The organism is Kribbella sp. NPDC050459 (genome assembly GCF_040655315.1).
Lineage (GTDB): Bacteria > Actinomycetota > Actinomycetes > Propionibacteriales > Kribbellaceae > Kribbella.
On record NZ_JBFAJQ010000002.1, the window covers coordinates 663,657 to 685,587 of the forward strand.

The 21,931-nt window shown below is 70.4% G+C and carries 23 protein-coding genes; 4 read left to right on the forward strand and 19 right to left on the reverse strand.

Annotation, left to right across the window (positions count from 1 at the left end; all coding sequences use genetic code 11):
• Nucleotides 1-2 precede the first annotated feature (2 nt).
• Entirely contained in the window at nt 3-1,271 is a 1,269-nt protein-coding gene (locus AB0I12_RS09170; protein ID WP_359926802.1) for a sugar ABC transporter substrate-binding protein, read from the forward strand.
• Nucleotides 1,268-2,179 (forward strand): phytanoyl-CoA dioxygenase family protein, encoded by a 912-nt coding sequence (locus AB0I12_RS09175; RefSeq protein ID WP_359926805.1) that lies wholly within the window; start codon nt 1,268-1,270, stop codon nt 2,177-2,179. Before AB0I12_RS09170 ends, AB0I12_RS09175 begins: the two co-directional genes overlap by 4 nt.
• Nucleotides 2,180-2,286: 107 nt before the next feature.
• Here AB0I12_RS09175 and AB0I12_RS09180 read toward each other — a convergent pair whose 3' ends face one another.
• Nucleotides 2,287-3,198 carry an NADP-dependent oxidoreductase gene (locus AB0I12_RS09180; protein WP_359926808.1) on the reverse strand — a complete coding sequence of 304 codons (912 nt, stop codon included), beginning with the start codon at nt 3,196-3,198 and terminating at the stop codon, nt 2,287-2,289.
• A gap of 141 nt (nt 3,199-3,339) precedes the next feature.
• Between AB0I12_RS09180 and AB0I12_RS09185 the strand changes: the two genes are divergently transcribed.
• Nucleotides 3,340-4,638 (forward strand): LuxR C-terminal-related transcriptional regulator, encoded by a 1,299-nt coding sequence (locus tag AB0I12_RS09185; protein ID WP_359926811.1) that lies wholly within the window; start codon nt 3,340-3,342, stop codon nt 4,636-4,638.
• Between the two features lie 12 nt (nt 4,639-4,650).
• Here AB0I12_RS09185 and AB0I12_RS09190 read toward each other — a convergent pair whose 3' ends face one another.
• From AB0I12_RS09190 to AB0I12_RS09225, 8 genes are all read right to left on the reverse strand, one after another.
• Nucleotides 4,651-5,907, reverse strand: a complete 1,257-nt coding sequence (locus tag AB0I12_RS09190; protein WP_359926814.1) for a sigma-70 family RNA polymerase sigma factor — start codon at nt 5,905-5,907, stop codon at nt 4,651-4,653.
• Nucleotides 5,904-6,284 (reverse strand): YciI family protein, encoded by a 381-nt coding sequence (locus tag AB0I12_RS09195; RefSeq protein WP_359927752.1) that lies wholly within the window; start codon nt 6,282-6,284, stop codon nt 5,904-5,906. The genes AB0I12_RS09190 and AB0I12_RS09195 overlap by 4 nt, the downstream gene beginning before the upstream one ends.
• Nucleotides 6,285-6,299: 15 nt before the next feature.
• Nucleotides 6,300-6,710 (reverse strand): hypothetical protein, encoded by a 411-nt coding sequence (locus AB0I12_RS09200; protein WP_359926817.1) that lies wholly within the window; start codon nt 6,708-6,710, stop codon nt 6,300-6,302.
• Between the two features lie 17 nt (nt 6,711-6,727).
• Nucleotides 6,728-7,084 carry a DoxX family protein gene (locus tag AB0I12_RS09205; RefSeq protein ID WP_359926820.1) on the reverse strand — a complete coding sequence of 119 codons (357 nt, stop codon included), beginning with the start codon at nt 7,082-7,084 and terminating at the stop codon, nt 6,728-6,730.
• 148 nt (nt 7,085-7,232) lie between these two features.
• Complete coding sequence (gene metG / locus AB0I12_RS09210) at nt 7,233-8,798, reverse strand: methionine--tRNA ligase (RefSeq protein WP_359926823.1); 1,566 nt, start codon at nt 8,796-8,798, stop codon at nt 7,233-7,235.
• A 29-nt stretch (nt 8,799-8,827) separates the two neighbouring features.
• Complete coding sequence (rsmI, locus tag AB0I12_RS09215; RefSeq protein WP_359926826.1) at nt 8,828-9,670, reverse strand: 16S rRNA (cytidine(1402)-2'-O)-methyltransferase; 843 nt, start codon at nt 9,668-9,670, stop codon at nt 8,828-8,830.
• A complete protein-coding gene (locus tag AB0I12_RS09220) occupies nt 9,667-9,963 on the reverse strand; it encodes a PIN domain-containing protein (RefSeq protein WP_359926828.1) in 297 nt (98 codons plus the stop codon). Before AB0I12_RS09220 ends, rsmI begins: the two co-directional genes overlap by 4 nt.
• Nucleotides 9,960-10,199: a hypothetical protein gene (locus AB0I12_RS09225; protein WP_359926831.1), complete on the reverse strand. Its 240-nt coding sequence runs from the start codon at nt 10,197-10,199 to the stop codon at nt 9,960-9,962. Before AB0I12_RS09225 ends, AB0I12_RS09220 begins: the two co-directional genes overlap by 4 nt.
• Nucleotides 10,200-10,282: 83 nt before the next feature.
• Between AB0I12_RS09225 and AB0I12_RS09230 the strand changes: the two genes are divergently transcribed.
• Nucleotides 10,283-11,965 (forward strand): phospholipid carrier-dependent glycosyltransferase, encoded by a 1,683-nt coding sequence (locus tag AB0I12_RS09230; RefSeq protein WP_359926833.1) that lies wholly within the window; start codon nt 10,283-10,285, stop codon nt 11,963-11,965.
• Here AB0I12_RS09230 and AB0I12_RS09235 read toward each other — a convergent pair.
• From AB0I12_RS09235 to AB0I12_RS09280, 10 genes are all read right to left on the reverse strand, one after another.
• Nucleotides 11,949-12,404: a hypothetical protein gene (locus tag AB0I12_RS09235; protein ID WP_359926835.1), complete on the reverse strand. Its 456-nt coding sequence runs from the start codon at nt 12,402-12,404 to the stop codon at nt 11,949-11,951. The two genes, AB0I12_RS09230 and AB0I12_RS09235, sit on opposite strands and share 17 nt — an antisense overlap.
• Nucleotides 12,405-12,449: 45 nt before the next feature.
• Entirely contained in the window at nt 12,450-13,121 is a 672-nt protein-coding gene (locus AB0I12_RS09240) for a DUF1707 domain-containing protein (RefSeq protein WP_359926838.1), read from the reverse strand.
• A 62-nt stretch (nt 13,122-13,183) separates the two neighbouring features.
• The gene (locus tag AB0I12_RS09245) at nt 13,184-14,401 is read right to left on the reverse strand and encodes an MFS transporter (RefSeq protein ID WP_359926840.1); all 1,218 of its coding nucleotides are present in this window, start codon (nt 14,399-14,401) and stop codon (nt 13,184-13,186) included.
• Nucleotides 14,398-15,195, reverse strand: coding sequence for a DUF364 domain-containing protein (locus AB0I12_RS09250; RefSeq protein ID WP_359926843.1), 798 nt, complete (start codon nt 15,193-15,195; stop codon nt 14,398-14,400). The genes AB0I12_RS09245 and AB0I12_RS09250 overlap by 4 nt, the downstream gene beginning before the upstream one ends.
• Before the next feature lie 61 nt (nt 15,196-15,256).
• Nucleotides 15,257-16,315 carry a pyridoxal-phosphate dependent enzyme gene (locus tag AB0I12_RS09255; protein WP_359926845.1) on the reverse strand — a complete coding sequence of 353 codons (1,059 nt, stop codon included), beginning with the start codon at nt 16,313-16,315 and terminating at the stop codon, nt 15,257-15,259.
• Nucleotides 16,312-17,961, reverse strand: a complete 1,650-nt coding sequence (locus tag AB0I12_RS09260) for an ATP-binding cassette domain-containing protein (RefSeq protein ID WP_359926847.1) — start codon at nt 17,959-17,961, stop codon at nt 16,312-16,314. Before AB0I12_RS09260 ends, AB0I12_RS09255 begins: the two co-directional genes overlap by 4 nt.
• On the reverse strand, nt 17,958-18,761 hold the full coding sequence (locus AB0I12_RS09265) for an ABC transporter permease subunit (protein ID WP_359926849.1): 804 nt from the start codon (nt 18,759-18,761) through the stop codon (nt 17,958-17,960). Before AB0I12_RS09265 ends, AB0I12_RS09260 begins: the two co-directional genes overlap by 4 nt.
• A complete protein-coding gene (locus tag AB0I12_RS09270; RefSeq protein WP_359926852.1) occupies nt 18,758-19,696 on the reverse strand; it encodes an ABC transporter permease in 939 nt (312 codons plus the stop codon). Before AB0I12_RS09270 ends, AB0I12_RS09265 begins: the two co-directional genes overlap by 4 nt.
• The gene (locus AB0I12_RS09275) at nt 19,697-21,229 is read right to left on the reverse strand and encodes an ABC transporter substrate-binding protein (RefSeq protein ID WP_359926855.1); all 1,533 of its coding nucleotides are present in this window, start codon (nt 21,227-21,229) and stop codon (nt 19,697-19,699) included.
• 219 nt (nt 21,230-21,448) lie between these two features.
• Entirely contained in the window at nt 21,449-21,931 is a 483-nt protein-coding gene (locus AB0I12_RS09280; RefSeq protein WP_359926858.1) for a MarR family winged helix-turn-helix transcriptional regulator, read from the reverse strand.

The window sequence follows — 21,931 nt, forward strand, 5'->3', positions numbered from 1 at the left end:
TCATGTCGTTGTCCAGGAGGACATTTCTGATCGGCGCCGGCAGTGTGCTCGCGCTCGCCGGCTGCGGCTCGTCCGACGACAAGGCCGCCGGCGGCGGCAAGGTCGAGCTCGTCTACCGGCTGTGGGACGAGCAGCAGGAGGTGGGCTACAAGACCGTCTTCGCCGAGTTCACCAAGGAGAACCCGGACATCACGGTCCGGATGGAAGTGCTGCCGTGGGACCAGTACTGGACCAAGCTGACCACCGAGTTGGCCAGCGGCAAGGCACCGGACGTGTTCTGGCTGACCGTCGACTACTTCCCCGACTTCGCGAGCAAGGGCGTCCTGACGCCGCTCGACGACCTGATCTCCAAGGCCGGCCTGAAACTCGACTCGTACCACCCGAACGTCGTGCAGTCGTACAAGTTCGAGGACAAGCAGCTGGGGATGCCGAAGGACATGGGCATCGTCGGCCTGCTCTACAACAAGGACCTGTTCGCGAAGGCCGGCGTCACGATGCCGACCGAGCTGACCTGGGCACCGGACGGCTCCGGCAGCTTCCTCGAGGTCGCCCGCAAGCTGACCGTCGGCAAACAGTGGGGCTTCTGCTCCTGGAACCACAGCCAGACCCAGTGGCTGAACTGGATCGCGTCGAACGGCGGCCACGCGATGGACAAGCCGTACGGCAGCTTCGACTTCGCCGGGGACAAGTCGGTCGAGGCGCTGCAGTTCGCGCGCGACCTGGTGTTCAAGTGGAAGGTGTCGCCGGACGGCACCCGGACCAACCCGCCGACCGGCCAGGCGACCGAGATGTTCTACCGCGGCGAAGTCGCGATGTTCCCGGCGAACAACGCCCTGCTGCCGTTCGCGCTGCCCGAGGTGAAGTTCCCGATCGGGGTCGCGGCGATGCCGGCCGGACCGGCCGGCCGGACCGTGGTGATCAACGGGCTCGCCGAGGCGATGTTCGCGAAGACGAAGCACCCCGACGAGGCCGGAAAGCTGGTCGCCTTCCTCGGCTCGGAGAAGGCCCAGCGGCTGATGGGCGACGCCGGCTACATCATCCCGGCGCTCAACGACGCCGGCGCCGGGTACCAGGCGTTCTGGAAGAAGAAGAACGTCGACGTCCAGCCCTTCCTCGAATCGGCCGCCGGCAGCACCGTCAACCTCCCGATCGCCGAAGGCTGGACCGCGAAGTCCCCCGAGATCAACAAGACCGTCAACGACCTGTACCTGAACAAGGTTGGCGTCGCCGACATCGCCGCCGCCATGGACAAGATCGGAAACAACAAGTGAAAGAACTGACGGATTCGTCCGGCGAGGTACTGGATGCCGACGTACTGCGGGAACGGCTGGCGAGCGACGGATACCTGTTCTTCAGGGGGCTGTTGCCTGCCGATGTCGTAGGGGATGTGCACGAGCAGCTCGCACGGATTCTGTACGACAGCGACTGGTTGGCGCGGGATGCCGATCCGCGGGAGTTGGTGGCGTCCGGGAGGGCCGTCGAGGAAGGGTCGGCCGGGTTCTTCGGGGCCTATACGGCGATCCAGAGCACGGAGGCGTTTCACCGGTTGGCTGTGCGGTCGGAGCTGTTGTCGTTGACCGCGCGGTTGCTGGGTGAGGAGACGTTCGCGCATCCGGCGCACATCTGCCGGATCGCTCCGCCGTCGCCGGGTGCGAATCCGACGCCGATCCATCAGGACTACCGGTTCATCCAGGGGTGTGTGGACACGCTCACCACCTGGCTGCCGTTGAGTGCGGCGCCGCCCGAGATCGGTGGGTTGCGGGTGCTGGCCGGGTCGCCGCGGCTCGGCGTGCTGCCCGTGAAGGCATCGGACGGGCCGGGGATGATGCGCGCCGAGGCCGACGAGAACCATCCGGAGTGGCGGACGACGTCGTACCGGCCGGGCGACGTGCTGCTGTTCGGCAGCCTGACCGTGCACGGCGCGATGCCGAACCGGACGAAACGCCTGCGGCTGTCGGCCGACTTCCGGTACCAGGCGGCAAGCGCACCCATGGCCGTCGACCTGCTCGGCACCGGGAAGCCGCACTATCACCCGGACGTGCCGGACTTCCCCACCCTCACCCGCGGCTGGACCTCGACAGACTGCATCGAGGTCCCCGCCGGGGTGCACTTCGTAGATCGCTGGGACCCACGCGTCGACGAGGTACCGACACCGCGGTCCCGGTTCGCGTACGCCTGAGCGCCGGACCTGCACCACTCATCAACCGGCCACAGCCGACCGAGCGCCCGCGTGAACTGCCCGGCCGATCCGCCGCCGGCGGAGGTTGATGAGTGCTGGAGGTCCGCCTACAGAGCAAGGACGATCTTGCCGCGGGCGTGGCCGGACTCGCTCAGCTCCTGAGCCTTGGCCGCGTCCGCGAGGTCGAAGGTCTCGGCGATCCGGATCGTCAGCGTGCCGTCGGCGACCGCCTGCAGCTGGGCACCGAGGGTGGCCCGGACCTCGGCGGGCGTCGCCGTCCCGGCCATGGAAGCGGTGACGCCGAGCTCGGCCGCTGCGAAGTCGGCGATCGTGACGATCCGGTCGGTGCCACCGCGCAGCTCGATCGACTCCTGCAGACCGCCCTGGCCCGCGGTGTCGAACACTGCGTCCACACCGTCCGGAGCCGCCGCGCGCACCCGCTCGAGCAGACCTTCGCCGTACTCGACCGGCACCGCGCCGAGCGACCGCAGATAGTCGTGGTTCGCGGTCGACGCCGTACCGACGACTGTCAGACCCGCAGCCTTCGCGAGCTGTACGGCGACCGAGCCGACCGCGCCCGCGGCGCCGTGAATCAGGATCGTCTCGCCGGACTTCACGCCGAGCAGGTCAAGCACGCGCTGTGCGGTCTCACCGGCCACGGGTACGCCGGCAGCCTGCTCCCAGCTCACGCCCGCGGGCTTGCGCGCCACGTTCCCCGCGATCGCGTACTCGGCGTACGCACCGCCGTCCGACCAGCCGACGACCTCGTCGCCGACCGCGAACTCGGCGCCCTCACCGACCTGGTCGACCACACCGGCCACCTCGAGCCCCGGCACGGCCGGGAGCACCGGGTCGATGAAACCCTTCGTCCAGCCGCGGCGCACCTTGAAGTCGATCGGGTTCACGCCGGCCGCGCGGACCTTGATCCGCACCTGCCCCGGCCCCGCCTGCGGCCCCGGCACCTCCTGGACCTCGAGTACCTCCGGCCCGCCGAACTCCTCGAACACCACCGCTCGCATCGCACTGCCTCCACAATTTGGTTGTCGCTTTAATAAAATGTTCGCGGATCCGCGGCTATTCCCGACTGGCCGATCGGACAGTTCTTCCCCGTCCGAAAGACGGGCCCGGGTGGACGCGTCAACCGACGTACGCTGAGGGGCATGGGAGAAACGGACGTGCTTGCGGACGCGCAGGTCCCGGATGCGAAACCGCTCGTGCCGACCGCCGACGCACAGGTGCTGGCGGCGGCCGCGCAGGTCATCGACGGGCCGGCCGAGGAACTGCTCTCCCGGCTCTCGGCCGCCACCGCCGACCTGATCCCGCACCGCGCCGTCGCCCAACTGGCCTCGCAGTGCGCGTCCACCCCCGTCACCGCGCACGGCGATCCCGCGCTCGCCGCGGCGATCACCGGTGCCGACCTAGCCGCGCTCCTGGGAACCGTCACTGCCGGACATCCCTGGCAGGGCCTCGTGAACATCGCCGGATCCACACACCCGGTCCTCGCCGTCGCGAGCGATCGTGCGCCGCGTGGCTCGGTCGTCGTCTTCCTCCGCGCGGCCGACGAACCGATCGCCGCCGACGCGCTGCAGGCGTTGTGGGACGTCGTCACCGCCCACATGTACCGGCTGACTCTCGAACGCGAACCAGGCGCGATCGCCCAGAACCGCGCCGTCGCCGAGGCCCGCAACGATGTGGCGGCCGAGCTGGGTGAAGCTCAGGCGGCGACGCTCGCGACGCTTCTCGGCGTACTGCGGAATCAGCGGATCGACGACGCGACCGCTCGCACGATGGCGGTCGAGCTGGCGCTGAACGGGCTCGGTGAACTTCGCAACGACACCCAGCGCGACCGCGTCTGCAGCGGCGAGGAGCCGGTCGGCAAGGCCTTCGACCGGCTCGCGGACTCGCTGCGGGCGCTGCTCCGGCACGGCCCGGTCGAGCTCGAGCTGGATGCCCCCGGCAACGACCGGTTGATCCCGGGCGGGGTCGCGCATGCCGGCCGGGTGGCGGTCCGGGCGGTGGTGCTCGCGATGCTCACGCAGGACCGGCTGACCCGGATCCGCGTCGGCTGGCGCTGGAGCGGCACCGAGTTGCAGGCGACCGTGCGCGACGACGGCCCCGGCCGGATCGAGAACGTCCTCGACCTCGGGCAGTTGTCCGAGCGACTGCGTCTGCACGAGGGCGACCTGGACCTGGACGCCGTCCCCGGGTGGGGCCTGACGGCCCGGATCACCCTCCGCACGGCACCGGCGCCGCTCACCGTCACGTCCGACCCGCTGGCCGCGCTCGGCGCCCGCGAGCTGGAGGTGCTCGAGCGACTGGCCCAGGGGCAACGCAATCGCTCGATCGCCGACGACCTGCACATCAGCGAGTCGACCGTGAAGTTCCACGTCGCCAACATCCTGACCAAACTGGACGTGACCACGCGAACCCAGGCCGCCGCGCTCTACCTCGCGGTTTAGACCAGACAGGGCCTAGACCAGGCGGGCGGCGCGGGCACGGAGGTAGCGCTGCTCGGGTGCGCTGGTGGTGAGTTTGGCGGCGGCGAGGTAGGCCTGGCGGGCCGTGTCCGGCGAACCGGACTGTTCCAGCAGGTGCGCCCGGACGGCGGCCAGCCGGTGGTGACCGGCCAGCTTCGGGTCGGTCGCGAGGCTGTCGAGCAACTCCAGGCCCGCGGCCGGTCCCCGGTGCATGGCGACAGCGACCGCGGAGTTCAGCCGGACCACCGGATCCGCGGACATCCGGACCAACACGTCGTACAACGCGACGATCTGCGCCCAGTCGGTGTCTTCGAAACGCTCGGCCTCGGCATGAACGGCGGCGATCGCGGCCTGCAGTTGGTACGGCCCGGGCCGGCGTCGCGGCAGCACGTCCTCGAGCAGGGCGACACCTTCGGAGATCAACTCGCGGTCCCACCGGCTCCGGTCCTGTTCCGCCAACGGGATCAGGTCACCGGTGGGACCGGTGCGGGCCCGCCGGCGCGCATGGGTCAGCAGCATCAGCGCCAGCAGGCCGCCGACCTCGGGCTCGGACGGGAGCTTCTCGCGCAGCATCCGGGTCAGCCGGATCGCCTCGGCGGCGAGCTCGACCCGCTGCAACGTCGTCCCCGAGGAGGCGGTGTAGCCCTCGTTGAAGATCAGGTACAGCACCTGCATCACGACGTCGAGCCGCTGCCGGCGCTCCTCCGGCGCCGGCAGCCGGAACCGTGCGCCGGACTGGCTGATCCGCTGCTTCGCGCGGCTGATCCGCTGCCCGACGGTCGCCTCGGGTACCAGTAGCGCCCGGGCGATCTCGGCTGTCGTCAGACCGCCCACCGCCCGCAGCGTGAGAGTCAGCTGACTGGCCGGCTGGACGTCGGGGTGGCAGCACAGGAAGAGGATCACCAGGGTGTCGTCCTGGTCGGCGGTCGTGATGCTGTCGTCGCCGAGCAGGCTCTCGGGCAGCCGGCGGGTCGCGTCCAGTTGCTCCCGCCGGCGCCGGGCCTGCTCGCTGCGCAGCATGTCGGTCATCCGGCGGACGGCGACGGTCGTCAGCCAGGCGGCGGGGCTGGGCGGTATGCCGTCTTCGGACCAGCCGCTCGCCGCCGCCAGCAGCGCCTCCTGGACCGCGTCCTCGGCGAGATCGAACCGGCCGAACCGCCGCGTGACAGCGGCGAGGACCCGCGGCGCGAGTTCGCGCAGCAGGTCCTCGATCCGGGCCTCCGCCGGGACCTCCTCGGCCGGCCCTGTCACATCTCCTGGCCGCCCTGCTCCAGCACCGGCCGCAGCTCGACCCTGGTCTCGACCAGCGCCGAGAATCGCGCGGCCAGCTCGACAGCCCGGTCGTGCGAGTCGACCTCGATGATGCCGAAGCCGGCCAGCACCTCCTTCGCCTCGGCGTACGGACCGTCGGAGGCGACCGGACGGCCGTCCACGACCTCGATCGTCAGCGTGTGCGACGGGTCGGCCAGCCCGAAACCGGTGACGAGTTCACCGTTGGCCGCGAGCTCGCCGTAGAACTCGCCCATCGCCTGGTAATGCGCGTCCACCTGCTCCCGCGACCAGGTCGATTCCCGGCCGCCGAGCCCGAGGGTGTCCCAGGCCGACTCGTCCCCGAACGTCATGACCATGTACTTCACTGCCGATCACCCCACGCGCGTCATGGTCGACTCGTACCCGCCGCCCGGCCACTGCCAGGCACCGGTGTTGACTGTGTGGCCGGCGTCGAACTCCCCGACGAACTTGGCCGGCGAGTCGGTACCGCCGAACCAGATCGTCAACGTGCGGCCGGCCAGTTGGTAGGTGTACTCGAGGATCTTGCCGGTGTTGGAGAAGTAGTGGGACCGGAGCATACCGGTATCGGCGTCCACGCCGATGTACTCGACACCGCGACTGGTCTCGCCGTCGCTCACCAGCTCGACCCGCTGGACGACGAACGCGCCGTCCTCGAACCATTCGTAGCTGACGGTGCCGTGGTGGCCCGGTCCCTCGACCTTCCAGGTGCCGATCAGCGGCGCGAGAGTGCGCAGGGCGTCGGCGGGTGACTGCTCGGACATGATGGTCTCCTCGAGGGTCAGCGACGGACGGAACGGCCGAGTACGACCAGCTGCTGCCGCCGCGCGTACGCCACCACCGCGGCGAGGACGCCGAACGCCAGCGGGGCGATCGGCGAACTGCCGAGGATCCCCACGTTCGTGACCACCGCGCCGATCATCAGGCCGACCAGGCCCGCCGCCGCCGGCCCTGCCAGCCGCGGGACCAACAGCCCGACCGCACCGGCGACCTCGAGAACTCCGACGAGCACGCGGAGCCAGTGCCCGGCCCCGATGTCGTCGAACATCCGCACCATCTGGTCGGAGCCGGCGAGTTTGCCGGCCCCGCCGACTCCGAACTGCACGGCCAGAGCCACCCGCACGGCCCAGACGGCCATTGTCCGCACTACGGTTCGAACCCGCGCGGCGGGCCGGACCACTCCAGGAAGTACGCGCTCACTCATCGTTCGCTCCGATCATCAGGGTCACTTTCACCCCGTTATCGGAGCCACCACCGCGGCTTCGACAGCCCGGCCGAACTTTTTCTCAGGCCTCTTCGAGGCGCGGGAACAACGGCTCGCCCTTGGTCAGGGTGGCGCCGGCCGGGAGCTGGCCCCAGGTGCCGGCGTCCTGGACACGCTGGTCCTTGAGCGCGCCGAGCTTCTCCTCCGCGCCGAGCAGCGTCCACAGCTTCGCGGACGTCTTCGGCATCGTCGGGTTGTGCAGCACGGCGACCCCGCGCAGCACCTCGGCGGCGCTGTAGAGGATCGTCGCCAGCCGGGCCCGCTGCGAGTCGTCCTTCGCGACCTTCCACGGCTCCTGCTCGGTGACGTACCCGTTCACGGCGCCGACGAGCTCGTTGATCGCCGCCAGCGCGTCCTGGAACGCGAGCGAGTCCAGAGCCTTGTCCGCGGTGGCCACGGTCTGCGCGAGCTTGTCCGCAAGCGCCTGCTCGGCCGGGCCGTGGTCGGTCGGCTCCGGCAGCGCGCCGTCGAAGTACTTGCCGACCATGGCCGCGATCCGGCTGGCCAGGTTGCCCAGGCCGTTCGCGAGCTCGGAGGTGTAGACCGCGCTCAGGTGCTCCCACGAGAACGAGCCGTCGGACCCGAACTGGATCGTGCGCAGGAAGTAGTACCGGAAGGCGTCGGAGCCGAAGTGGTCGGTGATCTCGTGCGGCGCGATCGCGGTCAGCTTGGACTTACTCATCTTCTCGCCGCCGACGAGCAGCCAGCCGTGCGCGAAGACCTGCTTCGGTACGGCGACCTCGGCAGCCATCAGCATGGCCGGCCAGATCACCGCGTGGAACCGGAGGATGTCCTTGCCGACCAGGTGCACGTTCGCCGGCCAGAGCTCCTCGAACCGCTCCGGGTCGGTGCCGTAGCCGGCGGCCGTCACGTAGTTGAGCAGCGCGTCGATCCACACGTAGAGGACGTGGTCCTCGTCCCACGGGACCGGGATGCCCCAGTCGAACGTCGAGCGGGTGATCGACAGGTCCTGCAGACCCTGCTTGACGAACGCGATCACCTCGTTGCGGGCGCTCGACGGCGCGACGAAGTCCGGCTGCGATTCGTACAGCTCGAGCAGCTTGTCGGCGTACGCCGAGAGCCGGAAGAAGTAGTTCGTCTCCGAGACCGTCTCCAGCTCGGTGCCGTGGATCATGCACCGCTGGGTGCCGTCGGAGTCGGTGCGGATGTCCGCCGGGAGCTTGAACTCCTCGCAGCCCACGCAGTACAGGCCCTCGTACTCGCCCTTGTAGACGTCGCCCTTGTCGTAGAGCGTCTGCCAGAACTCGCGGACCCGCTCGGTGTGCCGCTGCTCGGTGGTCCGGATGAAGTCGTCGTACGCGATGTCGACGTCCACCCAGGCCGGCTTCCAGGCCTCCTCGACGAGCTTGTCGGTCCACTCCTTCGGGGTCATGCCCTGGGCCTGCGCGCTGCGCATCACCTTTTCGCCATGCTCGTCGGTACCCGTCAGGTACCACTTGCGCTCGCCGCGCTGGGCGTGCCAGCGGCTCAGGACGTCCCCGGCCACCGTCGTGTACGCGCTGCCGATGTGCGGCGCGGCCGTGACGTAGTAGATCGGGGTGGTGACGTAATAGACCTTCTCGGACATGTCAACAAGGGTAGTGGCGCGCGCCAGTGCTATTTACCGGGGTCCCGGGCAGCGAGTACGGCGTCGTACACCGTCCGTTTCGGCACATTGAAGCGCTTCGCGACGTCGGCGATCGCCTGCTTGCGCGGCGTCCCTGCCTCCTCGTCCACGGCCACCTCCCGCGCCAGGTCCTCCGGCGTCATGACCCGGTGCGGGTCGGCGCCGGACACGACCACGGTGATCTCACCCCGGACGCCCTCCTTCGACCACAGGACGAGATCGTCGAGAGGGCCGCGCTTGACCTCTTCGTACGTCTTGGTGAGCTCCCGGCACACCGCCGTCCGCCGGTCGCCCCCGAACGCCTCGGCCATCGCCTCCAGCGACTGCGTGAGCCGGTGCGGCGCCTCGAAGAACACCATCGTCCGCTGCTCGTCCTTCAGCTCGCCGAGCCGTCGCCCGCGCTCGCCGGGTTTGCGCGGCAGGAACCCCTCGAAGGTGAACCGGTCGACCGGCAGCCCGCTGAGCGCGAGCGCCGTCAGCACCGCCGACGGGCCCGGTACGGCCGTCACGTCCACGTCGGCCTCGATCGCAGCCGCCACCAGCCGGTACCCGGGGTCGGACACGCTCGGCATCCCCGCGTCCGTCACCACGACGACCGTCTGCCCCTGCTGGAGCGCCTCGAGCAACTCCGGCGTCCGCTCCCGCTCGTTCCCCTCGAAGTAGCTGACCACCCGCCCACCGACCTGAATCCCCAACTCGGAGGTCAACCGCTTCAGCCGCCGCGTATCCTCCGCGGCCACCACATCAGCCTCCGCCAGCACCCGCCCCAACCGCGCCGACGCGTCCCCGACGTCCCCGATAGGGGTCCCTGCCAGCACCAGTCGCCCGCTCATGGCAGAAGGGTGAACGCGTCGAGGTGCCGAGGCCGGACCACACTGAAATGCCGCCGATCCAGCGTGGCGATCTCCCGTGCGCCGAGCGCTTCTGCAACAGCCACCACGGAGGCATCGGCCAGTCCGAGCGGCAGGTCGGCGTACTTGTGCATCAGATCCGCGATCCGATCCAGCTCGGTGTCGCACTCGGCGATCGTGAAGTCGCCCGCAGCGAGCGATTCCACGAAATCGGCTTCCACCTTCGCACCGACCTCACGCTGAATGAGGTAGCAGACCTCGGGTACGACGATCACTCGGGCCGGCCGAACTCGTCCCGCAGGATCTCCTCACTCCGCCGCGCGATGTCAGGCCGGCTGCCGGTGCCGGCGCCGAACCAGGACGGTGGCCACGGCCGCGGTTCGGCCGCGCGGCGCCGGCGCACCTCCAGGCGGTGCTTGAGGATCTCTCGCATGTCGGGAACGAGCTCCGCGGCGGCTTCGTCGGGCAGCTCGTCGATCAGCGCGTGCAGTTCCTCGCGGGGCGTGCTCATACGGGTGATTCTAGGAGGTCGGGCGCCGTAGGTTCCGGTTTTCCACAGGTCGGAGGAGGCGGTGGTACCGCCGCGTCCGTACGATGGCGGGCGTGGCTGCTGTGATCGAGGACGGTACGGCGCGGCGCAGTGACGCCGGCGCGGAGCGGGAGACGCTCGGGCGGGACGTGCTCGGACGACGGCTGCCGCCGCTCAAGGAGCGGTTGTACCCGGCGATGCCGCGGGACTTCGACGGGGGCTGGATCGCCACGCTGGCGATCACTCTGCTGGCCGGCGTGCTGCGGTTCTGGCACCTGAGCAACCCGGTGAAGTTCGTCTTCGACGAGACGTACTACGCCAAGGACGCGTACAGCCTGCTCAAGTTCGGCTACGCACGGCAGTTCATCGACCAGCCCGAGGGCGCCGCCGACAAGGCGATCCTGGCCGGCAACCTGGACGTCTTCAAGGACACCCCGAGCCTGACCGTGCACCCCGAGGTCGGCAAGTGGATGATCGCGGCCGGTGAGCAGCTGTTCGGGATGACCCCGTTCGGCTGGCGGTTCATGCCGGCCCTGTTCGGCACGCTGACCGTGCTGCTGCTGATCCGGACCGTCCGCCGGATGACGCGGTCGACCCTGATCGGCTGCATCGCCGGCCTGCTGCTCGCGGTCGACGGCCTGCACTTCGTGATGTCCCGGGTCGCGCTGCTCGACATCTTCCTCGCGTTCTGGCTGGTCGCCGCGATCTCCTGCCTGGTCGCCGACCGGGACTGGACCCGCCGCCGGCACGCCGAGACCCTCGACAAGCCGACCCCGGACGGCGAGCGTCGAGGTGTCGGCCGCTGGCTGCTGATCCGGCCGTGGCGGCTCGCCGCCGGTGTCTGCTTCGGCCTGGCGCTCGGCACCAAGTGGTCGGCGATCTGGGTGCTCGCCGCGTTCGGCGTGATGACGTTCGCCTGGGACCTCGGCGCCCGCCGCGCCCTCGGCGTCCGGTTCGCGTTCGTGAAGTCGGCGCTGGTCGACGGCATCCCGGCGTTCGTCAGCCTGGTGCTGGTCGCCTGCGTCACGTACGTCGCCACCTGGACCGGCTGGCTGCTGCACGACAACGCCTACGACCACAACTGGGCCGCGAGCAACCCGGCGCACGGCGTGATGAAGGTCGTGCCGGACGACTTCCGGTCGCTGGCCTACTACCACAAGGAAGTACTCGCCTTCCACACCGGCGACTACATCAAGCACGCCACCCACCCCTACGCCTCGAACCCGGCCGGCTGGCCGATCATCGCCCGCCCGATCGGCTTCGACGCGGTCAACGACATCAAGCCCGGTACGCCGGGGTGTGACGCGCCCGCCGGCACCAACTGTCTGCAGGTGATCTCTGCCCTCGGCACGCCGCTGCTGTGGTGGGGCGGTGCGCTCGCACTGATCGCCGCGCTGGTGCTGTGGATCGGCGCGCGCGACTGGCGGTTCGGCGTGCCGATCGTCGGGTTCGTGACGTGCTGGGTGCCGTGGTTCGCGTTCGACGACAGACCGATCTTCTTCTTCTACGCCGTCACGATGATCCCGTTCACGGTGATGGCGCTGGCGCTGGTCCTCGGCAAGGTCCTCGGCCCGGCCCGCGCCGCGATGAGCACCGCCACGCCCCGCCGCCTGATCGGCAGCGCGGTCGTCGGCGCCTTCGTCGTCCTGGTCGTCCTGAACTTCGCCTACATCTGGCCGATCCTGACCGACAAGGTGCTCCCGCACCCCGACTGGCTCAGCCGCATGTGGTTCAAGTCGTGGATCTAGGCGCGTAGTCGATCGTCTCGAACGGCCAGTCGGTTGTCAGCCAGTTGTGCACGGTGTCGTACAACGGCTTGTCCAACGCGGCGCGGTCGCCGCGCACCCACGAACGGACGTCGGTGATCCGCTCGTCCTGGCGGGACGGATAGATGTACACGCACCCGATCACCTCGCCGGTCCCGGGCTCGAGCACCGTGAACGTGAAGCCCCGGCGCCCGGCGAAGTCGTCCGCGTGACGCTGCAGGTCGGCGAGGTTCCGCTCGAGTGACATGCCGTCGGCCGGCGGCCAGCTGCCCTGGAACCCCGCGGTCGCGCGGACGTGGTCGATGCTGCCGGTCCACGCGGCGTGGTCGGAGACGTTGTGCTCGGGACCGAGTGGTTCGAGGCGGAACCGCGGCGTGATCAGTTCGGTGGGCACGTCGAAATCGGCCGGCACGAAGTCCATGGCCGAAGGTTAGGTCGCGCCGCCGCCGGGTCGCACCTGAATTGCTCAGTGCAGCTCGTGGTGGCCCTTGCCCTTGTTCTTCTTGCCGTGGCGTTTGACCGAGGACTGGCCGCCGACGCCGCCGAACAACGCCAGGCCCTTGACCACCACGACGGGAGCGTTCGGGTCCGGGTCGTCGCTGCCGCGGGCGCCGAAGCCGCCGAAGATGCCGACGCCCTCGTTGCGCACCGTCACGCCCTCGGGCACGGTGATGTCGATCCCGCCGAACACCGCGAACGCGTAGATCGTCACCTCGCGGCCCTCGAAGACCGCGTTGGTCATGTCCAGGTCGTGCCCGCCGAAGACCGCGAACGCGTTCGTCCGGCGCTTCACCCGCCAGCGGCCCTTCCGCTCACCGCCGCCGAAGACCGCGACCATGGTGTCGAAGCTCTGCGACGGGTCGGCCGGCTCCTCGATCGGGACCAGGCTGGTCGACGCGGCCCGCACCGGCTGCGCCGCGGGCAGCGGCTGACCGGGGACGACGAGGTCGCGGGTGATCGGCTCCAGCTCGCCGAGGGTCTTCGCCCCCAGCGTCTGCTCGAGCCGGTCGGCGTGCTCGTCCTGCGTCAACCGGCCCGACATCAGGGCCTCCCGCAGTACGTCGACGACCTGGTCACGATCGGTGTCGGACGCCCGCAGATGCGCGTGCGGGTGCGGGCGGTCGGGCAGGTTCTCCATAAGACCGAACGATATATCGTCAGCGGCTCGGTGAGGACCCCGATTCATCCCGGAGCCAGCCCCTACCCGGCGATCCTCCGGCGCTGCACCCGCAGTGCGCATCCCACCGCGACGAATGTGATCGCGGCGAACGTGATCGCCGTACCGGGGTAGCCGCCGAGGCCCAGGCCGAGGCCGCCGATCGCGGCGCCGAGGAACGTGCCGAGACTCATCCCGGCGGCGTTGACGCTGAGGGCGGAACCGCGCAGCGCACCGCTGCGGTGCACCAGCAAGGTCGTGACGCAGGCCGCCACCGTCGCGTGACTGGCGCCCATCACCGCGGTCAGCAGCAAGGTGAGCGGCAGCGTCGGTGAGAAGTAGAACGCCGACACCGCGATCAGCGCGACGATGATCCCCGCGAGGAGCAGCTGCTCGGGCGCGATCCACGGACGTGAGGTCGCCAGGTACCGGCCGGCGAGCAGGTTGCCGAGGAAGAACGACGCGCCGCTCAGCGACCAGACCAGCGCGAACCAGCCGGGCGCGAGGTCGAACTTCTCGTCGTAGAACGCGGCCAGGTACGCGAGGTAGCCCATGAAGGCGGCCGTCCTCAGCATCGCCACGGCCAGCAGCGGCAGGGCACCCGGGATTCGGGCGAGCTCGCGGTACGTCGCCAGATAGCTCACCCGCTCCTTGCCGGTGATCGGCGCCTTCCGGCCGCGCCCGCGCCAGCAGAAGGGCGCCGACAGGGTGAGCGAGATCGCCGAGGCCGCCAGCAGGTTGCCCCGCCAGCCCCAGATCAGCCCGGGCCCGGCCAGCACCGGGGCCGCCAGCATCGCCATCGCCGAGGTCGTCGCGGACACCAGCGTCGCCGCGCGACCGGCCGCAGCCGGCGACCTGAAACGGTCGGCCGCGGCGGCCCCGATCGACGGCGCGAGGATCGAGGTCGAGGCGCCGATCAGCAGACAGAACGCGGCCAGCGCGAAGACGTTGCCCACAGCCCCCAATGCCGCGGAGATACCGAGCAAGGCCAGGCCGCCGGCCGCGACCAGCTCGCGCGGCGCCCGATCCATCAGCGGCGCGAGCAGGACCCCGACCGCCAATGCCGCCAGCCCGCCGAGCCCGCGCAGGCCGCCGATCTCCGCCACGCTCCCGCCGGCGGCGTCCGCGATCGGCACCAGGAACATCCCGAACACCGTGAACGGGATCAGGCTCACCGTCGAGGCCAGCAGGAACGGCCACAGCCTCTTGGCCATCCGGAGGTCGCCCGGCACCTCGGTGGTGACCGGCTGGGTCTGTGTCATGTATCCGTCCTGTAGCGATAGAGGCTGCTCGGGCGGGAGCTGAACTGGGAGAAGGGGAACGGCTCCGCCGACAGCGCGGTGACGCCCGCCCCGAGGAACGCGCGGGCCACGGCGCTGCCGGTCTGAGCGTAGATCGCGAGCGGCTTCGATTGCTCACGGCAACGAGTCAGGAGAAGGTCGAAGCTGCCGTTGGACAGCGTCATCCCGGTGGCGACGACCGCGTCGGCGGCGTCGACCACCTCGGTCATGTCACGGGAAACGGGCAGGCCGGACGCGGTTTCCCGCAGGTTGAAGTCGCACGGCAGACAGCTGCCGCCGCGCTCGGTGATCGCGTCGACGAGCGGGTTGACGACGCCGATCAGCGCAACCTTGGTGCCTTCGGCAACGTCGAGCAGTCCCGCGACGGCGGCGTCGCGGGCGCGGGCGCGGACATCCGGCGTACCGGCGGGGAGGACGATCTCCTCGGCATACGGCGAGGTGTGGTGCGGCTCGACCGCGGCCAGGTACGCGTCCAGCGCCGCGATGCGGACCGGGAGCGGATCGTCGGACGAGAGTACGTCGGCGAGCGTGCGGCCGGAGGTGTCGGCGCAGTACGCCGGGTCGAGCTCGCCGGCCTCGAAGGAGCAGGCACCGAAGACCTCGCCCACTCGCAGCAGCACGTAGTAGTTCCGGTAGGTGACGTCGGCGCCGGTCAGCCGGGTGGTGTGGTGCAGCCAGAACGCACTGGTGACGTCGAACTCTGCCGGTGCAGGACCGCGCGATCCGTCCAGAACAGAAGCGATGAGATCAGCCACGTGAGCGGTCATGGGAGATCGGCCGGCCTTTCGGGGTTGTAGTGCAACCAGCAGGACCACATTAATGCGACGGAGTCGCAGATGGGAATTCCTCGCGCCGGGCCTGCGCGGACTCCCGGCGGTCCCAGGACATCGCCGACCAGGGCACCGCGAGCTCGTCCAGCGAGTCGATCTCGCGCGGCCGCATCGACGCCAGCGGCCGCGCCTCGGCGTGCCGCGCGAACGCGGACTCGACGTACCGCGTTCCGGTGTCCGCGGCCAGGAAAACGTGTTTCCGGCCGCGGTCGCAGTTGTGCTCCCACAACGCCGACAGGTACGCCGCACCGGCGGAAAGTCCCGCGAAAACGCCGGACGTGCGGAGCAGGTCGACCGCCGCCGACATCGCGTAGTCGAACGAGACCCAGTGCAGCCGGTCGTACAGCTCGTGGCGCACGTTCCGGAACTCGATCGAGCTGCCGATCCCGGCGATGATCATTTCCGGGTCCTGCGTGTGCCCGGCCCCGAACGTGACGCTGCCGAACGGCTGCACGCCGACCAGGTTCACGTCCCGCCCGCGCTCGCGCAGGTACGCCGCGATCGCGCCGGTCGACGCTCCGGTCCCGACGCCGCCGACCAGGCACAGCGGACCCGCCGGCACCAGCCGCGCCACGAGGTCCGCGACCGCCGCGTAGCCGAGATAGTGGATGTCGTCGTGGTACTGCCGCATCCAGTGATACGACGGGTTGTCGCGGAGGATCTCGCCGATCCGCCGGACCCGGAGGTTCTGGTCGAGCTGCAGGTTGTTCGACGACGGCACCTGCTCGACGGTCGCGCCGAGGATCTCGAGCTGGATCCTCAGCGTCCGGTCGACCGTGGTCGAGCCGACGATGTGGCACTTCATCCCGTACCGGTGGCAGGCGAGTGCGAGTGCGTGCGCGTAGATCCCGCTCGAACTGTCGATCAGCGTGTCGCCGGGCCGGACCTGCCCGGTGTCCAGCAGATGGCGTACGGCGCCGAGCGCGGAGTACACCTTCATGGTCTCGAACCGCAGGCAGATCAGGTCGTCGCCCGCGGCGGAACCGACCCGGATTGGATCGGGATCCTTGATGGCCTCCGCCAGGTGGTCGTGCAGTCGCGTCATCGGCGCGGTTCGCTCCTTGTGTCGATGGATGGCACGGGCGGAGATGAGGGGTGGCCGATCCGGGCAGCCGCGACCAGTTGGCGGGTCAGGGCGTGGCGCGGTTCGGTGGTGAGGGTTTCGGGCGGGCCCTGCTCGACCACGCGGCCGGCGTCGAGGACCATCACCCGGTCGGCGACGGCCGCGACCAGCCGCAGGTCGTGACCGATCCAGATCAGCGCCGTACCGCGCTGCTTGAGCTCGGTCAGGAGGTCGAGGACCAGCTCCGTACCGCGGTCGTCGAGGGCGGTGGTGATCTCGTCGCAGATCAGGACGTCAGGGTGCGCGAGCACTGCACGCGCGAGGGCGGCCCGTTGCAGCTCGCCCCCGGACAGACGGCTCGGCGGACGGGCGGCGGTGATCGCGGCGACGCCGAGCCGGGCGAGCATGGCGACGGCCTCGGCGTAGGCCCGGTCCGGCGCGAGTCCACGCAGGCGTTGCGCCGTACGAGCGACCTGCTGGTCGACGGGACGGCGTTCGTCGAAGGAGCCGCGGACCTCCTGCCAGACGTACTGGACGCGGCGGTGCTGGTCGCGGGTGCGCCTGCGCAGGACCGGCAGCGGCAGGTCGTCCAGCAGGATGCTGCCGGTGTAGCGCTCGTGCAGTCCGGCCAGGCAGCGCGCCAACGTGGTCTTACCGCTGCCGGAACGCCCGACGATGCCGAGGCAGGCGCCGGCGCGGACGGACAGATCGGCCTCGTGCAGGACGACTTCACGGCCGCGCGGACGCAGCGAGGCTTTCAGGTTCATTGCCGTTAGCAACGGTTTGCCCGCCGTGGAGGTTCCCGGGGCGTCCAGGTCCGGCGTTCGCGGGACTACGTCGGTGGTGCCGGCGGCGATCACCTGACCGGCGTCGAGGACGACCACGCGGGTGGCGAGCGCACGGACCAGGTCGAGATCGTGACTGAGCAGCAAGATGCCGAGACCGGTGGCCGTGAGCTCCCTCAGCTCGTGGACGAGCTGCAGCCGGGTGACCGAGTCGAGGCCGGTGCTCGGCTCGTCGAGCACAAGCACCTCAGGGCGGCAGGTGAGCGTCTGCGCGAGCGCCACGCGTTGCCGCTGACCGCCGGAGAACTGATGCGGAAAACGTTTGAGGACGGCGTCATCGCCGGGCAGCTGCGCCTGGCGGACAGCCTCCTCGGGATCGCCGCCGTGCAGCTTCGCCAGCTCCCGGAGCGTCGTACCGATCCTCCGCGCCGGATTGAGCGCACTCCCCGGGTGCTGCGGCATGTAAGCCACGACTCGGCCGCGCACCGCCGCCGCGGCGGCAGTCACGCCGTTGCCATCGACAACCACGCGCCCGCCGACCTCGACCCGCCCGCCCAGCCGAACCCCGTCGCCATGCTCCCCGAGCAACGCCAGCGCCGAGGTCGTCTTCCCCGACCCGGACGCCCCGACCAGCGCCGTCACCTCCCCCGCCACAACCTCGAACGACACCCCGTCCACCAACACCTCCACCCCAGCAACCGCAGAAAGCCCAACCACCCGCACCAACGCTTCGCCGACCGCCGACTCCCCCTCCGGCTCGGCCGCGCGAGGCTCGACCGCGTGAGGCTCGCCCGCGTCGGGCTCACCCACCCGCGGCTCGGTCGTCTGCGGGTCGCGGCTCATGCGGGGCTCCCGACAAGACGACGGGAGCGGTGGACGAGGCGGTCGGCGAGGAGGTTGAAGCCGAGCGTGAAGGAGACGAGGAGGAGGGCAGGGGCGAGCACGGACCAGGGCTGGAGGAGCAGGCCCTCGCGGTTGCGGGACACGCTGACCGCCCAGTCGGGCGCGGTCGGGCTCAGACCGAGGCCGAGGAAGTTGACCGAGGCGACGAGGAACACCGCGAGCGTGATCCGCGTACCGAGATCCGCCGCGACCGGCCCGAGCACCGAGCGTCCGACGTACCCGAGCTGGATCGTGAACCACGACTCCCGCTGCATCCGGAGCGCCTCGACCACCGGTCCGCTGGCTGCGTCCAAGGCCGCTGCCCGGACCAGCCGCGCGACGGTCGGCACGTTCACCATGGCGACGGCCACCGTGATCGCCGGCGCGGACGCCTGCCAGCCGACGGCGACCACGCTGATCACCAGCAACGACGGAAGCGGCAGCAGGACGTCGAGGGGCCGCATCATCCCCTCGTCCAACCAGCGGTGCCGGGTCGACGCGGCCGTCAGGCCGATCAGGCCGCCCACGAGGTACGCCAGCACCACCGCGCCGAACGCCATCCCCAACGCCGTCCGCCCACCGACCAGCAACAACCCCAGCACGTCGCGCCCCAGCCCGTCCGTCCCCAGCAGACCCTCGGACGAGTAGGGCAGCCCAGCGCGTGCTTCGTACGGCAGGAACGGCCCCAGCACAGCCACCGCCAACGGCACCGCACACAGCGCGACCGCCACCCACCCCGCGGCCCCGCGCAGCACGCTCATCGGAGCGCCTCCGTCCGGGGTACGAGACGGTTGCAGACGAGGTCGGCACCGAGGTTGATGAGCAGCGCGGCGACGGCCAGCACAAGCGTCAGGCCCTGCACCGTCGGGACGTCCCGCGTCTCCACACCGTCCACGAGCGCCGTCGCGAAGCCCGGGATCGCGAAGATCGCCTCGACCACCAGCACTCCGCCGAGCAGCGTGTCACCGGTCCGCGCCAGCTCCTGTACGCCGGGAACCGCCGCGTTGGGCAGGACGTGGCGAAGCAGCAGCTGACGGCGCGGAACGCCCAGCCGCCGGGCCTGGGTCACGTACTCCGCGTTCAGCGCCGCGACCGTCCCCGCCCGGACCTGACGCGACAACAGGCAGACCGTCCGGCCGAGGAGCACCCCGACCGGCAGGATCAGCAGAGCCGGCGAAGCCAGGAGATCCCCGCCGACCCAGGTCGCGGGCAACCAGCCGAGTTTCAGCGCGAACACCGCGACCAGGACGACCGCGATCACGAAGTCCGGGATCGCCGACAACGCCAGCGTGACGGACGTGATCGCCCGGTCCAGGCGCCCGTTCTCGCGCGTGCCCATCACGATGCCGAGGGCAACGGCCAGCGGTACGACGACCGCGAGCGTCGTCAGCGTGAGCACGAGCGTCGCCCCGATCGAGTCCCGCACGATGTCGGCCACCGGTCCCCCGCTGATCAGCGACGTCCCGAGATCACCCGTCAGCACGTTCCCCAGCCAGTGCACGAACCGCTCGGCCGGAGGCTGGTCGAGACCGAGCTCGGCCCGGAGCGCAGCGACCTGCGACGGCGTCAGCGTCTCGGTGAACCGCATCTCCGCCGCGTCCCCCGGCAGCAACGAAGTCAGCACGAACACCAGCACGGACAGCACGGCCAGCTGCACGACCGCGAGCCCTGCCCGCTGGACGGCGTAGGACCGCATTCAGGCCAGCCACACCTTGTCGAACCGGCCCTGGTCCAGCGTGTTCGGCGGCACCGCCTGCACGCCCTGGACCTTGGCCGACACCGCGATCAGGTAGTCCGGCAGGCCCCACGCGAGGATCCCGCCCTCGCCGCGCACCGTCTTCTGCAGTGCGCCGTACTTCGCCGACCGCTCGGCCTCGGACGTGACCGCCCGCGCCGCCGCGAACGCCGCATCGAACGCGGGCCGCCGCCAGTGCGTCACGTTGAACGGTGAGTGCGACAGCAGCCGGTCCGTGACGTACTGCGGGATCGGCATCGCGCCGGACCGGTGGTTGCCGATGGCACCCTTCGTGAGCAGGTCCTTGGCGTAGGTCTGCGGACTCCCGGTGGTCACCTTGAGCCGGACGCCGGCCTCCGCGACCTGCTCCGCGAACAGCGTCGCCGCCTCGACGAACCCGGCCGACGCGTCCGCGGTGAAGATCTCGATCTCCTTGCCCGCCAACCCGGCCTTCGCGAGCAGCGACTTCGCGCGGTCGACGTCCCGCTCGAGCTGCGGCAGATCGGCCGGGTAGTACTGATATCCCTTGCCGAACAGGTCGTTCCCCACCTCGCCGCGCCCGGCGAGCACCACGTCGACCAGCCGCTGCCGGTCCGCCACCAGCTTGAACGCCAGCCGTACGTCGGGGTTGTCGAACGGCGGCCGGTCGACCTTCATCACGAACGCCTGCATCGTGCTGGCCTTCGACGCCACGATGCGGACCGTCTTCCCGGCCTCCGCGGTGCGCGCGAACGTCGCGGTCATGTCGTTGGCGTACTCCGCCTGCCCGCCCTGGACGGCGGTCGCCCGCGCCTCGGAGTCCGCGGACAGGATGTGCAACTCCTCGATCCGCGCGGGCTCGTCCCAGTACCCGTCGTACCGCGAGGCCACCAGCGAGCGCCCGGCCTCGAACGACACGTGCCGGAAAGCACCCGTGCCGATCGGCTTGGCCGGATCCTTGAAGCCGTCCCGCACGATCTGAGTGCCGATGCCGGCCAGCAACGCGGGGAACTCCGCGTTCGGCTGCGTCAGCACCAGCTCGACCGTGGAAGGGCCGATCGCCTTGCTGCGCTTGAGATCCAGCGTCGCGAGCGAGGACTGCGCGACCCGCTCCGGCACGGCGGGATCCACGATCCGGCTCAAGCTGTACAGCACGTCGTCCGCGACCAGCTTCGCGCCGTCGTGGAACGTCGCGTCCCGCAGCGTGAATCGCCAGGTGGTCGCCGTGGCGTCGTGCTCCCACGTCGACGCCAGCCGGCCCACCGGCCGCAGATCGGGCCCGAGCTCGACGAGCTTCTCGTAGATCGCCTTGTGCCGCGCGATGTCCACGAACAGGCTCTGCACGTGCGGGTCGAGCACCTCCTTCGCCCCGCCCCCGGCGTACACAGCGCGTAGCAGCCCGCCCTGCTTGGGCTGCGCCGCCGCACCCCCGTCCGCCCCGCAGCCGGCGATCGCCGCCAGCCCGGCACCCCCGGCCATCCCCAGGAACCCACGCCTACCCAAAGCCTCGGACACGCGCCACATCCTCACCTTAGTGAAAACGATTGTCAAATCCAGCGCGCATCCGAACCCGACGCGATCATTCTGTCGGGGGCATGCCGGAACCCGCCCGCCGTAACGGCGTGTCACCGGTCCCGACGGACAGGAGGTGTCCGCCCGACCGGTGCACGCGCGCGCTCAGCCGCCGAGCCAGACGGCCGGCAAAGGGCACTACGTCCTGCCCTTCGGTCCCGCCTACTCGTCGCAGTCCGGGGTGACGCAGGTCCTGGGGATGCCGGCGGCGACGCGGTCCAGGAGGGTGGCGAGCTGGGTCTGTTCCTCAGCGGTGAGGTGGTCGAAGAAGTACGTGCGAACGGCGGCGACGTGGTCGGGGGCCGCGGACTCGATCGCCTTGCGGCCGAGCGGGGTCAGGCGGACCATCGACCCGCGGGCGTCGGAGGTGCACTCCTCACGGCAGACCAGGCCGCGCTTCTCCATCCGGCTGACCTGGTGCGACAGGCGGCTGCGTTCCCAGCCGACGGACCGGCCCAGGTCGCGGGTGCGCAGCACGCCGTCCTCGGCCTCGGACAGCGGGTGCAGCAGGGCGTAGTCGGCGCCGGACAGTCCCGAGTTCGTGATCATCCGCGCCTCGAGGGCACGCATCAGTTCACGATGCGTGTCGCGGTACGACTGCCAGAGTGCGGCCTCCTGCTCGCCGAGCCACCGCGGTTCCACCAT

Bases quoted from the DNA above. Each gene is read 5' to 3' on its own strand.
- AB0I12_RS09170 (WP_359926802.1), top strand. From the start codon at position 3: ATGTCGTTGTCCAGGAGGACATTTCTGATCGGCGCCGGCAGTGTGCTC.
- AB0I12_RS09180 (WP_359926808.1), bottom strand. From the start codon at position 3,198: ATGCGAGCGGTGGTGTTCGAGGAGTTCGGCGGGCCGGAGGTACTCGAG.
- AB0I12_RS09185 (WP_359926811.1), top strand. From the start codon at position 3,340: ATGGGAGAAACGGACGTGCTTGCGGACGCGCAGGTCCCGGATGCGAAA.
- AB0I12_RS09195 (WP_359927752.1), bottom strand. From the start codon at position 6,284: ATGGTCATGACGTTCGGGGACGAGTCGGCCTGGGACACCCTCGGGCTC.
- AB0I12_RS09200 (WP_359926817.1), bottom strand. From the start codon at position 6,710: ATGTCCGAGCAGTCACCCGCCGACGCCCTGCGCACTCTCGCGCCGCTG.
- AB0I12_RS09205 (WP_359926820.1), bottom strand. From the start codon at position 7,084: ATGGCCGTCTGGGCCGTGCGGGTGGCTCTGGCCGTGCAGTTCGGAGTC.
- metG (WP_359926823.1), bottom strand. From the start codon at position 8,798: ATGTCCGAGAAGGTCTATTACGTCACCACCCCGATCTACTACGTCACG.
- rsmI (WP_359926826.1), bottom strand. From the start codon at position 9,670: ATGAGCGGGCGACTGGTGCTGGCAGGGACCCCTATCGGGGACGTCGGG.
- AB0I12_RS09225 (WP_359926831.1), bottom strand. From the start codon at position 10,199: ATGAGCACGCCCCGCGAGGAACTGCACGCGCTGATCGACGAGCTGCCC.
- AB0I12_RS09230 (WP_359926833.1), top strand. From the start codon at position 10,283: ATGGCGGGCGTGGCTGCTGTGATCGAGGACGGTACGGCGCGGCGCAGT.
- AB0I12_RS09235 (WP_359926835.1), bottom strand. From the start codon at position 12,404: ATGGACTTCGTGCCGGCCGATTTCGACGTGCCCACCGAACTGATCACG.
- AB0I12_RS09240 (WP_359926838.1), bottom strand. From the start codon at position 13,121: ATGGAGAACCTGCCCGACCGCCCGCACCCGCACGCGCATCTGCGGGCG.
- AB0I12_RS09245 (WP_359926840.1), bottom strand. From the start codon at position 14,401: ATGACACAGACCCAGCCGGTCACCACCGAGGTGCCGGGCGACCTCCGG.
- AB0I12_RS09255 (WP_359926845.1), bottom strand. From the start codon at position 16,315: ATGACGCGACTGCACGACCACCTGGCGGAGGCCATCAAGGATCCCGAT.
- AB0I12_RS09260 (WP_359926847.1), bottom strand. From the start codon at position 17,961: ATGAGCCGCGACCCGCAGACGACCGAGCCGCGGGTGGGTGAGCCCGAC.
- AB0I12_RS09265 (WP_359926849.1), bottom strand. From the start codon at position 18,761: ATGAGCGTGCTGCGCGGGGCCGCGGGGTGGGTGGCGGTCGCGCTGTGT.
- AB0I12_RS09270 (WP_359926852.1), bottom strand. From the start codon at position 19,696: ATGCGGTCCTACGCCGTCCAGCGGGCAGGGCTCGCGGTCGTGCAGCTG.
- AB0I12_RS09280 (WP_359926858.1), bottom strand. From the start codon at position 21,931: ATGGTGGAACCGCGGTGGCTCGGCGAGCAGGAGGCCGCACTCTGGCAG.